Below are 15,383 nucleotides of genomic sequence, written 5' to 3'. Positions count from 1 at the left end.
GTGAGCCTGCGAGCGAATCAGTCAGCACTGTGCATAGCGGTAGCGAAGCGGCCGCGTTCGCGCCGGACTGGCTGTACCTGCGGGAACCCGCCGACGCCGCGGCCCGCGCCACGGAACTCGTCGACACGCTGCGCGAGCACCTGCCGGACGGCGAAGTAGTCATCCGCGACCTCGGCTGCGGCACCGGCTCGCTCGGCCGCTGGCTGGCCGGGCGCCTGCCTGGCACGCAGCGCTGGATCCTGCACGACCACGACACCGAGCTGCTCACCCGCGCCCGCACCTCGCTGCCGGCCACCGCGCTGGACGGCAGCCCGGTCGACGTCGTCGCCGAGCAGCGCGACGTCACCGCACTGCGCGCCGCCGACCTCGCCGGGACGTCGCTGGTCGCCGCGTCCGCGCTGCTCGACCTGCTGACCGAGGCCGAGGTCACGGCCCTGGCCTCGGCGATCGTCGAAGCCGGCTGCGCGGCGCTGCTGGTGCTCTCGGTGACCGGCCGGGTGGAACTCTCGCCCGCCGACCCGCTCGACGACGCCGTCGCCGCCGCGTTCAACGCCCACCAGCGCCGGATCACCGGCGGCCGCCGGCTGCTCGGCCCGGCCGCGGTGGACGTCGCCGCGACCGCGTTCGGCCGGCTCGGCGCCACGGTTGTCCGCGCGGCCAGCGCCTGGCGGCTCGGCCCGGACCAGGCCGCCCTGCAGCGGCAGTGGCTCGAAGGCTGGGTCGGGGCCGCGGTCGACCACGTCCCGGACCTGCGTCCCGCCGCCGACGTCTACCTGCAGCGGCGGCTGGAAATGGCTCAGGCCGGCGAGCTGCACGCGGTGATCCACCACGGCGACCTGCTGGTCCTGCCGCCGGCCCCGGAGGTGGCGGCGTGAAGCGCGCACTGGCCTGGCTGCGGATCTTCGGCGCCTTCGCCATCCTCGGCGTCCTCGTCTGGCAGCTCGGCAGCGACGCCTTCCTCGACGGCCTCGGCCGGATCAGCGCGCCCGGCGTGCTCGCCGCCTTGCTCATCGGCTTCGCGACGACGCTGTTCAGCGCGGGCCGCTGGCAGATCGTCGCCACCCGGCTCGGCCTGCGGCTTTCCCTGCGCACCGCGGTCGCCGACTACTACCGCGCGCTGTTCCTCAACGGCGTGCTGCCCGCGGGCGTGCTCGGCGACGTCCACCGCGCGGTGCAGCACGGCCGCGACTCGGGCGACGTCCCCCGCGGCGTCCGCGCCGTCGTCCTGGAGCGCACCGCCGGCCAGCTCGTGCTGATCGCGTCCGCCGTCACCGTCGTGCTCGCGACGCCGGGGGTCGTGCCCGGCGCGTTCCGCGAGGTCGTGACGGTCACCGGGATCGTCGTCGTGCTGGCCGCCGTCGCCGCGATCGTCGTCGGCCGGCTGCTCGGCGGACGCTGGATCCACAGCGAGTCGAAGTTCCGGCGCGGCTTCGCCGTCACCCTCGCCGACCTGCGGCTGGGCCTGTTCACCCGCGAGACCTGGCCCGGCGTGGGCTTCCTCTCGGTCGCGACGCTGGCCGGGCACCTGGCGCTGTTCGTCGTCGCCGCCCGCGTCGCCGGCGTGGACGCGCCGGTCGGGCAGCTCGTGCCGCTGATGATCCTCGCGCTGCTCGCGATGGGTCTCCCGCTCAACGTCGGCGGCTTCGGCCCGCGCGAGGGCGTCTGCGCCCTGCTCTTCGGCGCGGCCGGGCTCGGCGCCGCCCAAGGTGTCACCGTCGCTGTCGTCTACGGCGTGCTCACGCTGGTCGCGAGCCTGCCCGGCGCCGGTGTCCTGCTCGTCCGGAGCGTCGCCGGGTTCCGCGTGACCCGCGCTCCGCACACCGGTGCCGTGCCCGCTCCGCGTACGGCGGCCGGCACCGGGATCGAATCGGAGATGGGGATCAAGTCATGACCGCAAGCGAAGTCAGTGATCTTGTCGGAGATCTGCCGCACCGGGCCGTGGTCGAGCGGGTGGTCGAGACCCGGCTCCCGACCCGGCACGGGACCTTCCGCGCGGTCGGCTACCTGGACGACACGGGCACCGAGCAGGTCGCGCTGGTCCACGGCGAGATCAGCGCGCTCGGCACCCTGACCCGCGTGCACAGCGAGTGCCTCACCGGCGACGTCTTCGCCTCGACGCACTGCGAATGCGGCGACCAGCTGGCGGCGGCGCTGGACCGGATCATCGAGGAGGGCTCGGGCGTGCTGGTCTACGTCCAGGGTCACGAAGGCCGGGGGATCGGGCTGCTCGCGAAGCTCAAGGCGATGCGGCTGCAGGACGAGGGCCTCGACACGGTCGACGCGAACGTGGCGCTCGGCCTGCCGGTCGACGCCCGCGACTACCACGCGGCGGCGGCCATCCTGCAGGACCTGGGGGTCCGGTCGGTGCGGCTGCTGTCGAACAACCCGCAGAAGGTCGAACAGCTCACGCGCTACGGAATCCGGATCAGCGAGCGGGTTCCGCTGCTGGTTCCGCCGAACCCGGAGAGCCTGCGCTACCTGCGGACCAAGGCCGAGCGGATGGACCACCTGCTCCCGCACCTGGGCCAGGCGTTCACCGGCTCGTGAGTGTTCAGGGCGGTTGGAACCCGCCCTAAACACTCACGACGAGCCGAGCACCTCGAGGACGCCGGCGAAGCGCTGGACCAGCGTGTCCAGCACGACGTGCCCCTTCGCCGCGGTCGCCAGCGAAGGACGGCCGACCACCCCCGACTCCGTGTACGCCCGCAGGCCCAGCGTCAGCAGGTGCTCCCGGTCGGTGCCGTGGTCGGCCGTCTCGCGGCCGGGCCGGACCAGGTGCGGGTGGGCGTGCAGCAGGATCGACGTCTCCAGTTCGCCCGCGTGCATGTCGTCGTCCAGCGACGTCCGGAGACCGGCCGCGGTGTGCGCCGCCTGCCAGTCCGCGACGCCGGGGAACAGCGCCATCGCACCGGCCGCCTCCTGGACCACATTGGACAGTACGTAGTTGCCGCCGTGCCCGTTGACCAGCACCAGCCGCCCGACCCCGGACGCGCTGAGCGACGCGGCGACGTCGGTGACCACGGCGTGCAGCGTGCGCGCGGAGATGCTCACCGTGCCGGCCCACGCCGCGTGCTCGTGGGAGCAGGAGATCGTGATCGGCGGCAGGTGGAGGACGGGGTACGCCTCGGCGACCGCGCGGGCGAGCGTCGCCGCGATGACCGTGTCGGTCGCCAGGGGCAGGTGCGCGCCGTGCTGCTCGAAGCTGCCGATCGGCAGCACCGCGACCCCCGCGCCCCGCTGCTGCTCGTCGGCCGTGGTCGCGAGCGGGAAGAGGTCGGTCATGAGCGCGTCCCTTCGCTGGGTTGGAACTAGGTTGGAAGTCATGAGCGAGCATGCCGCACTACTCGACGTCGCGCGCGAAGCCGTGGCGAAGGCGACGGAGATCGTCCGGTCGCGCCCGACCTTTTCCGTTTCCGCGAAAGGTGATCGTGACCTGGTGACCGACGTCGACACGGCGGTCGAGGACGCGCTGCGGGAGTTCCTCACGGCCGAGACGCCGGAGATCGGCGTCCTCGGCGAGGAGCGCGGCCGCAGCGGCGACGGCGGCGGCCGCTGGTGGGCGCTCGACCCGATCGACGGCACCGCGAACTTCGCCCGCGGAATTCCGCTCTGCGGTATCTCCCTCGCGCTGGTGGACGGCGAGCACAGCACGGTCGCCGCGATCGCTCTGCCGTACCTCGGCGTTACATACACCGCTTCGCGCGGCGAAGGCACCTTCGCGAACGGAGAGCGCGTCGGCGCGTCCGCCGCGACGGAGATGTCGGACGCCATGATCGCCGTCGGCGACTTCGCGATCGGCCGTCTGGCGGAAGAGAAGAACGCGACGCGCCTGCGGCTGCTGTCGGACCTCGGCGCGCGGGCGCAGAAGATCCGGATGCTCGGTACCGCGGCGATCGACCTCGCCTGGGTGGCGGACGGAAAGCTCGACGCCGCACTGATCTTGTCCAACAACCCGTGGGACACCATGGCCGGCGTGCTGCTCGTGCGCGAGGCCGGCGGGGCCGTCGTCGACCGCGACGGGAGCGAGCACACGGTGGATTCGTCGTCGACGATCGCCGTCGGTGCCGGACTGCGCAAGGAGATCGTGGACGCACTTGATCGGGCGTACGGGGTTGTTCGTTAAGATTCCGGGTACCCCCGTGGGCAGCGCCACAGCGCGCGATTGCGCTGTCCGTCCGAGGTTTTCGGTTACGTTGGTACCGGCCGGCGGATGATCCTGGCATGCTGGCCGGATCTCGTCGGCACACTTGTTGAGAATGGTGGATGCTCGTGGAAAGTCGCCGGATCCGCGATCGGTACCGGCTGCTCGAGCCGATCGGCGGCGGCGCGATGGGCACGGTGTGGCGGGCCCAGGACGAAATGCTCGGCCGCACCGTGGCGATCAAGGAACTCCTGCTGCCGCACGACCACGACGAGCACCGCACCGAAGAGGCGAAGAACCGCGCGATGCGCGAGGCACGGATCGCCGCCCGGCTGCAGCATTCCCACGCGATCACGGTGTTCGCCGTCCTCGAAGAAGAGGACCGGCCGTGGCTGGTGATGGAGTACCTGCCGTCGAAGAGCTTCGCCGTCCTGGTCGGCGAGGAACCGGTTTCGGTCGACGACGCCATCCGCATCGGCGCGCAGATCAGCTCGGCGCTGGCGGGCGCGCACCGCGCCGGGATCGTGCACCGCGACGTGAAGCCGGCCAACATCCTGGTGTCCGAGGACGGCACGGCCAAGATCACCGACTTCGGCATCTCCCGCGCGATCGGTGACGTCAAGCTGACGGCCACCGGGGAGATCGCGGGCACGCCCGCGTACCTCGCCCCCGAGGTGGCCCGCGGCGAGGACGCCGACTTCGCCGCCGACGTCTTCTCGCTCGGCGCCACGCTGTACGCCGCCGTCGAGGGCCAGTCGCCGTACGGCACGGCGGACAACCCGATCGCCTTGCTCTACAAGGCGTCCAGCGGGGAGATCGAGCCGCCGACCAAGGCGGAGCGGCTGACCCCGCTGCTGCTGCGGATGCTCGCGACCGACCCGGCCGAGCGGCCGTCGATGGACGAGGTGGAGCAGGAGCTGCGGGCCCTGCTGTCGGACGCGGAGCCGGGCGAATCGGTCCTCGCGGCGACGGTCCCGGAGGCCGAGGTCGCCGACGTGCCGGCCGCGGTGCCGACCGTCCCGGCCACCGTCGCCGTGCCGCCGCCTCCGCCTCCGCCTGGCGAGGTCGCCGCCGTGTCGCCGGGCGCGCGCAAGGGCATGATCGCCGTCGGAGCGGGTGCGGCGCTGCTGTGCGTCGCGGTCGTCGTCGCGATCCTGCTGGTCGTGCGCCAGAAAGCTCCGCAGGACAACGCGGCCCCGCCGGCCGCGTCGCAACCGCCGGCCTCGGCTTCCGTGACACCTTCGCCGTCGGCGTCACCTACACCGGCGCCCAGTTCAGCGTCGACGACCACGCCGCCGCCCACCTCGACGCCCGTCTCGCCGGTGTCGGCGACCAAGAACGCCGCCCAGGCGCTCTCGGCTTACTACGCGCTGCTCCCGGGCAACCCGGCGGAGGCGTGGAAGCTGCTGACCGACCACTTCAAGTCGTCGCGCGGCCAGACGTACGACACCTATACCCGCTTCTGGGGGAGGTACAAGTCGGTGGAGGCGAGCAACGTGAAGGAGATCGGGGCCAACAAGGTCACGGCGCGCGTCCTCTACGACGGCGGGCAAGGCGAAAACGACACCTTCACGATGGTCCAGGTGAACGGCGTTTGGATGATTGACTCGCAGGGCTGAACCGACTCGCCGCCGGCCGCGTGTGACAGATGAGGCGTCACCGTCGTCGACCGCGCTGGAGGTAGCCGTGTCCCTATCCGCCGCTCTGCTCCGGCGCTCGCGATGAGGCCCGCCGACCCGATGGTGTTCATGCTCCCGGCCGCGCCGCCGGGCAGCGACACGTACGACAAGCGGATGTGCCAGAACCTGCCCGCCGTCGGGCAGCCGGTGCTGGAGCTGCCGATGGCCGGCGACTGGCCGGAGCCCGACGCGACGTCCCGGCGTCGCCTGGCCAGATCCCTGGCGGCCCTGCCCGACCGGACGGTGGTGCTGCTCGACGGCGTGATCGCCTCGGGCGTGCCCGAGATCGTCGTCCCGCACGCACGCCGGCTGCGGCTGGCGGTGCTGGTGCACCAGGCCCTGGCCGACGAGCCGGGCCTCGACCCGGCGCACGCGGCGGAGCTGGACGCGTGCGAGCGCGAGACGCTGCGGATGGCCGGGATGGTCGTCGCGACCAGCCCGTGGCTCGCCCGGCTGCTGATCGACCGCCACGACCTGGACCCGAGCCGGGTCTATGTGGCCAAGCCCGGCACCGACGCGGCGCCGCTCGCCGCTGGAGCCGACGGCGTCTCCCGGCTGCTGTGCGTCGGCGACGTCACCCGCCGCAACGGCCAGGACCTGCTGGTCCAGGCCCTCGGCGAGGTCGACCACCTGGCGCTGTCCTGTGTAATGGCCGGCTCGCTGGAGGTGGACCGGGGGTACGTCGACGAGCTCGGCTGGTCGATCGAGCGCCTCGGCCTCGGCGGCCGGATCACGCTGGCGGGCGACGCGGTCGATCTGGGCGCGGCCTACAACGCGGCGGACCTGCTGGTCATCCCGGCCCGCGCGGCGACGTCCGGCATGTTCGTCGCACAGGCGCTGGCCCGCGGCATCCCGGTGCTGGCCACCGAGGTCGGCGGGGTGTACGACGCACTCGGGGTGGATGCCGACGGCGAGATGCCGGGGCTGCTGGTGGAGCCGAACGACCCGTTTTCGCTGGCGGACGCGTTGCACCGCTGGTACGCGGACCCGGAGCTGCGCAGGTCGCTGCGCACGGCGGCGCTGGGCCGCGGCAGCGCGCTGGAGGAGTGGGAGGCCGCCGCCCGGCGGCTCACGCAGGCGTTGTCGAGGTTGGCGTCGGAGCCCCGCATCGTCGCCTGACCTCCTGACCGATTCCTTTCGCCGTCCGCGCCGGTCGGCAAGAGTGTGACTGTGGATTTCGAGCCGTACCGGCGTGAGCTGCTGGCCCACTGCTACCGCATGCTCGGCACGCCCGACGAGGCCGAGGACGTCGTCCAGGAGACGTACCTGCGCGCCTGGCAGGCGTACGACCGCTTCGAGGGCCGGGCGTCGGTGCGGTCGTGGCTCTACCGGATCGCGACGAACGCCTGTCTCACCGCGCTGGAGCAGCGGGGACGCCGCCCGTTGCCGTCCGGGCTGGGCGCGCCCGCGGCCGACCCGGACGCCCCGCCGGTCCCGGCCGAACCCACCGACCTCTGGCCGCGCCCGATCCCGGACGCCTTGATCACCGACGAGGCGGACGACCCGGCGGAGATCGCCGTGGCCCGCGACGGCGTCCGGCTCGCGTTGATCGCCGGGCTGCAGCTGCTTCCGCCGCGGCAACGCGCGGTGCTGATCCTGCGGGAGGTGCTCGCGTTCCCGGCGGCCGAGGTCGCGGAGATGCTCGGCACCACCGTCGCGGCGGTGAAGAGCACCCTCCAACGGGCCCGTGCGCGCCTCGGCTCCGGGGACGACGTCGGCGAGCTCACCGAGCCCGAGCAGCGCGAACTCCTCGACCGCTACATGAGCGCGTTCATGAACTCCGACCTGGCGGCGCTGGAGAGCGTCCTGCGTGACGACGCGGTGATCGAGCCGGTGCCGTCGCGGACGTGGTTCGCCGGAAAGCGGACTTGTGTCGCATTCTTGCGACACGTAATGGGCGAGCCGGGCGAGTGGCACATGACACCGACCCGAGCGAACGGCCAGCCCGCGGCGATGGCCTGGTACCGCGGCGAGCCGTTCGGCGTCGCGGTGTTGACCCCCGGCAAGGGCGGCATCGCGCGCATCACCGTCTTCGGCTTCCCTGACCTGGTGGAGCGGTTCGCCGGGACGGCCTTGCGGTGACAGGTTCAGTCGTCGAGGGCGATCTGTCCCGTACGGCGATACCGGGTCGCCGGATTTCGGACGTTGTCCTCGGTTGTCTGCACGACACCTTCAGCCCGCAGAATGCGCAACCACCTGGCCACTGTCTGGTCCGTCAGACCGGTGGCCATCGCCAACTCGAGTCTCGACCTCTCGCCGTCGCCGAGCGCGGCCAGGATTTCGCCACGTCGGTTCGCGCGCTTTCGGGCAGAGCCGGTGGGTACGCCGGAGTCAGGCATGAGTGCTGGCGCGAGCTGGTATCTCGTCCACCGCCGATTGCCGCTCTGCACCACGAGCTCGCGGGCCAGGAGATCACGCAGTTCCTGAGTCGCCACGCGAGAGTCGACGCGGGTTTCCGTCCGGTATGCCTGGTTGTCGAGTTGCCGGCCTTCTCGCAGAATCGCCAGCCCGACACACTGATTCTCGGAGAGTCCGTGTTCCCCCAGCGAGTTGATCCACTCGATCGTCTCGTCCCCCAACAGGGTGTGGTTGGGGAAGGTGACGGTGAAGGTGCTCACCCGGCTCTTGAAGGCGGGCAGGCTCATCCGTGCGGCCCGGAGAGCGTTGATCATGGTCCGGATGCCCGAGCCGCGATTCTCGCAGATCGCGTGCGTGCCGCCGGGCAGTGGCACGTCTTCGAGGATCCGGAGCAAGCACGCGTTCCTCGCCGACGAGACACCCTCTTCGCCGAGCTGCTCCTCGGTCACCGGTCCGAAGAGACCACCCGGATTTCGGACGGTCAGGCGATCGGGATACATCTCGATCTGAACCTGGGTGCCGCGAGCATCCGGCGAGAGGTCACGGTGGACGAGCGCGTTCACGATGGCTTCGCGCAGTGCTGCTTCGGGGTATTGCCAGATGTCCGCACGGCCTGCCCCGTGCACCACCGACCGTCGCGTCATGTTCTTCCGCACCGCGATGAGGGCGTCTCGAACGATTACCGGTATCGGTCCTTCTGCCACCACATTGTCGAGAAACCGCTCGCCGGTCGCGAGGTCGGAGCCGTCCGGGGTCGGGTAGTGGACGAAGGTGAGCACCAGCTGGGGGAAGTGATCCTGCGGATAGCGGCCGAGCGCGAGCAAGCCGCCGAGGCTTGCCACATCGGCGTCGTTTTCGTCTGTTACCAAGACCTTCGCACGACGTAGGGCCGAAATGTCGTCGAGTTCGCTGAATGCGTAGGGGCGGCGAGTGCGGAGGCGTGTCAGGAGGGCTTCGACGAGTACCGGATCCAAGTCGGCGAGTCCGGTACCGGGAACAGCGGCTTCGTCCTCGTGCGGTTGACCGCGGTTCGCGAGCAGCAACTGGACTTCGTAGCTGGTGAGCTTGCGGTCACCGTCTCCGACTCGGACGAAACTGCCCTGGCTCATGCCCGCCCCCGCGGCTGAAGCAGGGCTTGCGGTTCGATGGCAGTTCCTGGATCTCGGCAACGAGGATCCGAACGCCCTCGAACTCGTGGATGCCGAGGTGCGGCCGCAAAGGAGGTTCGATATCGGTGGTGCACATGGCCGCCAGGTCCGACGACATCTTCGTCGGGTCGGACAAGCCGGTGGCCGCGAAGCCGGTCTGTTCGTCCAGGCCGAGAATCAGCGTCCCGCCGTGCGTGTTGGAGAACGCCACCAGCGATTCACGGGCCGACCGGGGTAGGCCGCCCTCGGCTCGCTTGACTTCGACGTCGGAGACGTCACTGCCGAGGGCGCGAAGGTTGTCGACGATCTCGGCGAGCTCTTCGTCCTGCATCGTCCGCTCCGTCACTCCGGCACCATGTTAGTTGACATGCTAGTTCGCATGCTAATTAACAAGCTGCGCAGGGTGACGAATGACTACTCAAAGCTTCCCTGACCTGGTGGAGCGGTTCGCCGGGACGGATCCGGCGAACCGGACCATCACGCCAGGGTGAGCGCGTAGATCTCGACCCGCGGGTCGTTCGGCAGGCTCACCGACTGCAGCGTCTTTCCACCGTCCAGCGCGGCCTGGACGCCGAACAGCCGCACCGGCGGCCCGTCGACCCCGCTACCCGCCTTGATGCGGTGCGGCATCTCGAGCACCACCGGGCTGCCGGACCCGGCCCAGTCGCCGAGCGTCGCGGCCAGGTCGGCGCTCGTGCCGTCGGTGTAGTGCGCGGTCAGCGTCGTCGACACGGGCCCGTTGTGCGACGACCCGACGAGCCGCAGCGCGCTGTGCTGACCCGCCGGCAGCAGCAGCGACTGGCCACGGGCCTCGACGAAGTTCGCCGCCGTGCCCGAAGCGTCCGGAGCCGCGTACGTGACGCCGTCCCAGGTCACCGGCCCGGCCGCGGGCAGCAGCGACGCGTCGTAGCTCCAGCCGCCGCCGTCGAAGTTGCCGTCCGAAGACGCCTCGACCGTCGCCGTGCCGTCGTGGTTGTAGTCGCGGCCCAGGTCGACCGCGCACTGCGTACCGGACGTGGCGCACGCCGACGGCGTCCGGACCTCGACCGTCGCCGATCGGGAAACGCTGTTCGCGCCCAGCCCGGCCACCTTGACCTGCACCGGGTAGGTCCCGAGCGCGGCCCCGGCCGGCACGGTCACCGTGATCGGCACTGTCTTCTGCACCGGCAAGCGTCCCGACCAGATGAGATCGACCGGCTGGACCTTCGCCTTCCACCCGGCCGGCGCGGTGACGGAGATCGTCACCGGCTGCAGCACCGGGTTCTGCGCGAGGACGTCCAGGTCGAGGTGCACCTGCTGCGCCGCGCCGGCGGGGATCACGACGGACGTCTGCCGCAGCGACGCGTCGACGTGCCGCCGCAGGTCACCGGCAGCGTTGTTCACCGACGGCGGCTCGGTTTTCGTCCCCCACGAAGAGGGCTTCGACCCGAGCTTGTGGTTCAGCGTCCCGCCGTGCGCGATCGCCGACCAATCGAGGGACGTCTGCCGGACGTCCCGGCCGTTGAGCGACACGCTCTGGACGTACCGGTCGGTGTCGCTCGCCCCCGGCGCGTTCACCGTGAGCGTGCCGCCCTGCGACCGGCCGTACTGTCCGACCCGGACGGTCGCCGACTCGAACTGCGGGCTCGACAGCGCGAGGAAGTTCGCGCCGCTCATCGTCGGGTACAGCCCGAGCGAGGAGAAGACGTACCAGGCGGACATCGTGCCGAGGTCGTCGTTGCCGGTCATGCCGTCGGGGCCGGTGGTGAACAGCGTCATCGCCGCGCGGACGACGGTCGCGGTCTTCGACGGCGTCCCCACCCAGTTGTACATGTAGGGCGCGAGCAGGTCGGGCTCGTTGTTCGGGTTGTACGTCGCCTTGCCGTAGTAGTCGTACGGGCTGGAGATCCAGTCGTTGCGGGCGGTGCCGGCCGGATCCGTGAGCAGCTTGTCGTAGGCGAAGAAGGAGTCGAGCCGCTTCTCGGTCGTCTTCTTGCCGCCCATCAGCGACACGAGCCCGGCCGGGTCCTGCGGCACGAGCCACTGGTACTGGTAGGCGCCGCCTTCGTGGAACTGGTGGTCGGCGTCGACCGGGTTGTACGGCGTGAGGAACGTGCCCTCGGTCGTGCGGGGGCGGAACTGCTGCGTCGAGGAGTCCCAGAGGTTCTTGTACCACTGGCCGCGGTCGGCGAACATCCGCGCGTCGGCGCTGTGGCCGAGTCCGCGTGCCATCAACGCCAGCGCCGCGTCGGCCGCCGAGTACTCCATGGTCGCGGACGCCGGGTGCTCGCAGTCGTTGTCGCCGCCCTTGGCCGCGCAGTCCTTGCCGAGCTCGAGGCCGCTCGGGATGTACCCGCGGTCGTTGTAGTAGTTGACGCCGGAGCGGCCGTTGTACGGCGAATCGGCGGGCGGCGTGCTCGTCGCGTTCTTCTTGAGCAGCGCGTACGCCTCTTCTTCGTGTCCCGCGAGCAGGCCCTTCGACCACGCCTCGACGAGGAACGGCGTCACCGGGTCACCGGTCATGATGTTGGTTTCGCTCTCGGCCAGTGCCCACCGCGGCAGCCACCCGCCGTCCCGTCCGATGGCGACGACCGACAGCGCGACGTCCCGCGCGACCTGCGGTTCGAGCATTTCGAGCAGCTGGTTCTGCGGCCGGTAGGTGTCCCAGAGCGAGAAGTTCTGGTACGGCGTGTAGCCGCTCGCGGTGTGCACCTTGGCGTCGAAACCGGTGTACGCGCCGTCGGTGTCGCCGGCGAGGTTGGGGTGCAGCTGCGAGTGGTAGAGCGCGGTGTAGAACGCCGTCTGCCGCTCGGTGGTGCCGCCGCCGATCTTGATCGCGCCGAGCTTGTCGACCCACTGCTGGTGCAGCGCGGTCTTCGTGGCGTCGAAGTCGAAGCTGTCCTTGGTTTCCGCGGCGAGGTTCTTCCGCGCGCCGTCGAGACCGGTGTAGGACAGGCCGACCTTGAGGACGACGTCGTGGTCGGTGCTCGCGTCGAAGCTGGCCCAGGCGCCGTTGCCGCCGGTACCCGCGGCGTCGCGGCTGCCCGCCGTGCGCGTCGAGTCGCGCCAGGTGCCGAAGGAGCTGAACGGCCGGTCGAAGGTCGCCGTGAAGTAGACGGTGTGCTCGTCGTGGCCGGCACAGAACCCGCCGGCGCGGACGCGGCCTTCGAGGGTGCGGTCGCCGACGACGTGGATCTCGGAGTCCTTGACCGACTGGTTGGCCTGGCCGGTGTTGAACAGGACGTTCGCCTGGCCGGTCGACGGGAAGGTGTAGCGCTGCCAGCCGGTGCGCGCGGTCGCCGTCAGCTCGGCGTTCACGCCGTACTTTTTGAGGCCGACGCGGTAGTAGCCGGGCTCGGCGTGCTCGTCGTCGTGGCTGTACTCGGACCTGTAGGCGTTCTTGTCAACGTTGTCGACGGCGCCCGTGGTCGGCATGATCGGCAGCTCGCCCATCACGCCGCAGCCGACGCCGGACAGGTGCGTCTGGCTGAAGCCGTAGATCGCGTTCTGCAGGTAGTCGTAGCCGCCCTGACCGCCGGTGTCCGGGCTGACCTGCACCATTCCGAACGGCGCGCTCGCGCCGGGGAAGGTGTTGCCGAAGTTCTGCGTGCCGACGAAGGGGTTGACCAGGCTCACCGGATCCGCACTTTGCGGGGCGGCTTCCGCCACGGCAGGCGCCAGCCCGGTGACCACCACCCCCACGGCCACCGCGGCGGCCAGCCGTCTGCTCTGCGACCACATGGGCGCACCTCTCAGGAGTGACAACGTTGTCAGAAGTGGACCTTTGGTCAGGCCCTCGGTTCGGTCAGCAGCTTTCCACCTCGATGGGCGTTTGAGAAGCCCTCAACCGGCCGCTTCGCGCAGTGGCTTCGACGGCGTTGTCACCGTGTCCGTGCCGGACAGTGCGTAGGCGAGCAGTGCGGCGATGCCGGGCTTGTGCTCGTCGCGCCGCCGCCAGGTCATGGTGACCGTGGTCGTCTCTCCGGCGAGCGGAACGGCGACCGCCCCCGGGTGATCGACGACCGCGGGCACGATCCCGCACCCCATCCCGGCGGCGACGCACCGGGCGAGCGCCGCGAGGCTGCCGACCTCGGTGTCGACGACCGGTCCGTCGATCCGGTCCAGCATCTCCCGGAAGCCGCAGCCGGGCGGGGTCGCGAGGAATCCGACGCCGCGAAGGTCGTCCGGCCGGATCCCTTCGTTGCGCGCCAACGGATGCGTCGGCGGAACGATCACCACGAGCGGCTCCTCGCCGAGCGGGGCACTGGCGAACGCGGGATCGTCCGGCGCGTCCCCGAAGGTGAAGCAGACGTCCACTTCGGACGCTCGCACCGCCCGGTAGAGCTCGCCGCGGCCGCCTTCCTTGAGCGAGAGCCGTACGCGCGGCCACCGGGCCCGGTAGGCGCTGAAGAGACCGGGTATCCGGTGTGCGCAAAGGGTTTCGAGCGCCCCGACGGTCAGCTCGCCGTCAGGCTCTCCGCGTTCTTCGTCCACGGCGGCCTTGGCTTCCTCGACGAGTGTGAGCACCTGATCCGCGTAGCCGACCAGCCGTTCCCCGGCGGCGGTGAGCTTCCTGGTGGCGCGGTCGAAGAGCGGTGACCCGAGTTCGGCTTCGAGGGCCTGGATCTGTTCGGTGACACTGGACTGCGCGTAGTGCAGCTCGGCGGCGGCGTGAGTGAAGTTGAGCGTCCGCGCGACGACGCGGAAGGTGCGCAGGTGACGCAGTTCCATGAAGGCCCCCATCGGCGTTCCCGATACCCGCCATCGTAACTCCCCGCTTCCGCCGGTGTCACGGAGCGTCCAGGCTTCTCTCGTGGCAAGACTCCTCATCGGCCTTTCACTGGGCTACTTCCTGGTCATGCTGGACACGACGATCGTGACGGTGGCGCTCCCGGCGTTGTCGCCGTCTTTGTCGGCCCAGCAATGGATTTCGAACGGTTACACACTGACGTTCGCGGCGTTCCTCTTGACGGCCGGCGCCTGCTCGGACCGCTTCGGCGCCCGCCGGGTGTTCTTCATGGGCTTGACGTCATTCGCTGTGCTGTCCTTGTTGTCGGCTTTCGCTTTTTCACCGGCTGTCTTGATCGCTCTCCGCGCACTGCTCGGAACGGCGGGCGCGCTGCTGGTGCCGTCATCGCTGTCCCTGATCGCGGTGGCTTACCCTGCCGCCGGCGCCCGCGCGAAGGCGATGGGCGTGTGGGCGGCGGTGAGCGGAACGGGCCTGGTGGCGGGCCCTCTCCTGGGCGGTCTCTTGACCCAGACCTTCGGCTGGCGCGCGATCTTCCTGGTGAACGTCCCGGTGGCGCTGGTGGCGCTGGCACTGTCCCGCTCGGCCCCCGCGACGCCGCCCAAGCCGGGCCGAGTCGACCCGATCGGCCAGGCATCGGCGGTTATCGCTTTGTCGACATTGACCTACGCGCTGGTGGAGCACGCCCTTTGGGTTCTGCTTCTGTCGGCCGCGGCGGCAACGGTGTTCGTGGTCTCGCAACGACGTCCCGACGCGATGCTCCCGCGACGCCTCCTTTCCCGCGGCCTGCTGGCGGGAGCGATCGCGAACTTCGGCTTGTCGGGTGTGTTGTTCGTGCTTTCGCTGTATTTTCAGGAGTTCCGCGGCTATTCACCGTCATCGACGGGGCTGGCATTCCTGCCCTTGACGATCCCGACGGCGTTCAACCCGATCTTCACGGGCCGCCTGGTGGCCCGGATCGGCCCGCGCATCCCGGCGGTATCGGGTTTCGCGTTGATGTCATCAGGCACGCTCCTCCAGGCGTTCGCACCCGGGCTTTCGGTGATGGCGTTGGCACTGCTGGGTTTCGGAGTATCGCTGGCCATCCCATCGCTGCTGACATCGGTGGTCGGCTCGGCCCCACCCGAGCTGGCGGGCATCGCGGGTGGAGCGCTCAACGCGTCCCGCCAGACGGGCGCCGCCCTGGGCGTGGCCATCCTCGGAGCGTTGCCGGCCGTCACGGTCGCACTGCTCGCGGCAGCGATCCTCCTCGCGGTGGGAGCGGTCATCTCGGTGATGATCACGAACTAGATCGACTGTCCTCTTTTTATCATTTTTTTGGACAGTCCGAC

Annotated in this window: 13 protein-coding genes; 8 read left to right on the top strand and 5 right to left on the bottom strand. The window is 70.5% G+C overall.

Going from position 1 to position 15,383, the window contains the following annotated elements:
* Positions 1-29: 29 nt before the first annotated feature.
* Genes AB0N03_RS13670 through ribA form a run of 3 tightly spaced genes read left to right on the top strand, consistent with a single transcriptional unit; the run spans position 30 to position 2,547 of the window.
* Complete coding sequence (locus tag AB0N03_RS13670) at positions 30-875, top strand: methyltransferase domain-containing protein (protein WP_364370164.1); 846 nt, start codon at positions 30-32, stop codon at positions 873-875.
* Entirely contained in the window at positions 872-1,891 is a 1,020-nt protein-coding gene (locus tag AB0N03_RS13665) for a lysylphosphatidylglycerol synthase transmembrane domain-containing protein (protein ID WP_364370162.1), read from the top strand. Before AB0N03_RS13670 ends, AB0N03_RS13665 begins: the two co-directional genes overlap by 4 nt.
* On the top strand, positions 1,888-2,547 hold the full coding sequence (gene ribA, locus AB0N03_RS13660; RefSeq protein WP_364370159.1) for a GTP cyclohydrolase II: 660 nt from the start codon (positions 1,888-1,890) through the stop codon (positions 2,545-2,547). The genes AB0N03_RS13665 and ribA overlap by 4 nt, the downstream gene beginning before the upstream one ends.
* A gap of 33 nt (positions 2,548-2,580) precedes the next feature.
* Here ribA and AB0N03_RS13655 read toward each other — a convergent pair whose 3' ends face one another.
* The gene (locus tag AB0N03_RS13655; RefSeq protein WP_364370156.1) at positions 2,581-3,282 is read right to left on the bottom strand and encodes a creatininase family protein; all 702 of its coding nucleotides are present in this window, start codon (positions 3,280-3,282) and stop codon (positions 2,581-2,583) included.
* A 40-nt stretch (positions 3,283-3,322) separates the two neighbouring features.
* Here AB0N03_RS13655 and AB0N03_RS13650 point away from each other — a divergent pair, with 40 nt between their 5' ends.
* From AB0N03_RS13650 to AB0N03_RS13635, 4 genes are all read left to right on the top strand, one after another.
* Positions 3,323-4,123, top strand: coding sequence for an inositol monophosphatase family protein (locus AB0N03_RS13650; RefSeq protein ID WP_364370153.1), 801 nt, complete (start codon positions 3,323-3,325; stop codon positions 4,121-4,123).
* A 140-nt stretch (positions 4,124-4,263) separates the two neighbouring features.
* Positions 4,264-5,760 carry a serine/threonine-protein kinase gene (locus tag AB0N03_RS13645; RefSeq protein WP_364370150.1) on the top strand — a complete coding sequence of 499 codons (1,497 nt, stop codon included), beginning with the start codon at positions 4,264-4,266 and terminating at the stop codon, positions 5,758-5,760.
* A gap of 120 nt (positions 5,761-5,880) precedes the next feature.
* The gene (locus AB0N03_RS13640; RefSeq protein ID WP_364370348.1) at positions 5,881-6,939 is read left to right on the top strand and encodes a glycosyltransferase; all 1,059 of its coding nucleotides are present in this window, start codon (positions 5,881-5,883) and stop codon (positions 6,937-6,939) included.
* 51 nt (positions 6,940-6,990) lie between these two features.
* Positions 6,991-7,902 (top strand): RNA polymerase subunit sigma-70, encoded by a 912-nt coding sequence (locus tag AB0N03_RS13635; RefSeq protein ID WP_364370147.1) that lies wholly within the window; start codon positions 6,991-6,993, stop codon positions 7,900-7,902.
* 5 nt (positions 7,903-7,907) lie between these two features.
* Here the strand turns inward: AB0N03_RS13635 and AB0N03_RS13630 are convergent, their stop codons facing one another.
* The 4 genes from AB0N03_RS13630 to AB0N03_RS13615 form a co-directional block, all read right to left on the bottom strand.
* Positions 7,908-9,287, bottom strand: a complete 1,380-nt coding sequence (locus AB0N03_RS13630) for an ATP-binding protein (protein WP_364370145.1) — start codon at positions 9,285-9,287, stop codon at positions 7,908-7,910.
* Positions 9,250-9,657, bottom strand: a complete 408-nt coding sequence (locus AB0N03_RS13625; RefSeq protein ID WP_364370142.1) for an ATP-binding protein — start codon at positions 9,655-9,657, stop codon at positions 9,250-9,252. Before AB0N03_RS13625 ends, AB0N03_RS13630 begins: the two co-directional genes overlap by 38 nt.
* Positions 9,658-9,803: 146 nt before the next feature.
* A complete protein-coding gene (locus tag AB0N03_RS13620; protein WP_364370140.1) occupies positions 9,804-13,046 on the bottom strand; it encodes a GH92 family glycosyl hydrolase in 3,243 nt (1,080 codons plus the stop codon).
* Positions 13,047-13,148: 102 nt separating this feature from the next.
* On the bottom strand, positions 13,149-14,036 hold the full coding sequence (locus tag AB0N03_RS13615) for a LysR family transcriptional regulator (RefSeq protein WP_364370137.1): 888 nt from the start codon (positions 14,034-14,036) through the stop codon (positions 13,149-13,151).
* A 55-nt stretch (positions 14,037-14,091) separates the two neighbouring features.
* Between AB0N03_RS13615 and AB0N03_RS13610 the strand changes: the two genes are divergently transcribed.
* Positions 14,092-15,342, top strand: coding sequence for an MFS transporter (locus tag AB0N03_RS13610; protein WP_364370345.1), 1,251 nt, complete (start codon positions 14,092-14,094; stop codon positions 15,340-15,342).
* Positions 15,343-15,383 lie beyond the last annotated feature (41 nt).

Source organism: Amycolatopsis sp. NPDC051061 (genome assembly GCF_040682935.1).
Lineage (GTDB): Bacteria > Actinomycetota > Actinomycetes > Mycobacteriales > Pseudonocardiaceae > Amycolatopsis.
Note: the sequence above shows the minus strand (reverse complement) of the source record. Positions and strands in the feature narration are given on the sequence as shown.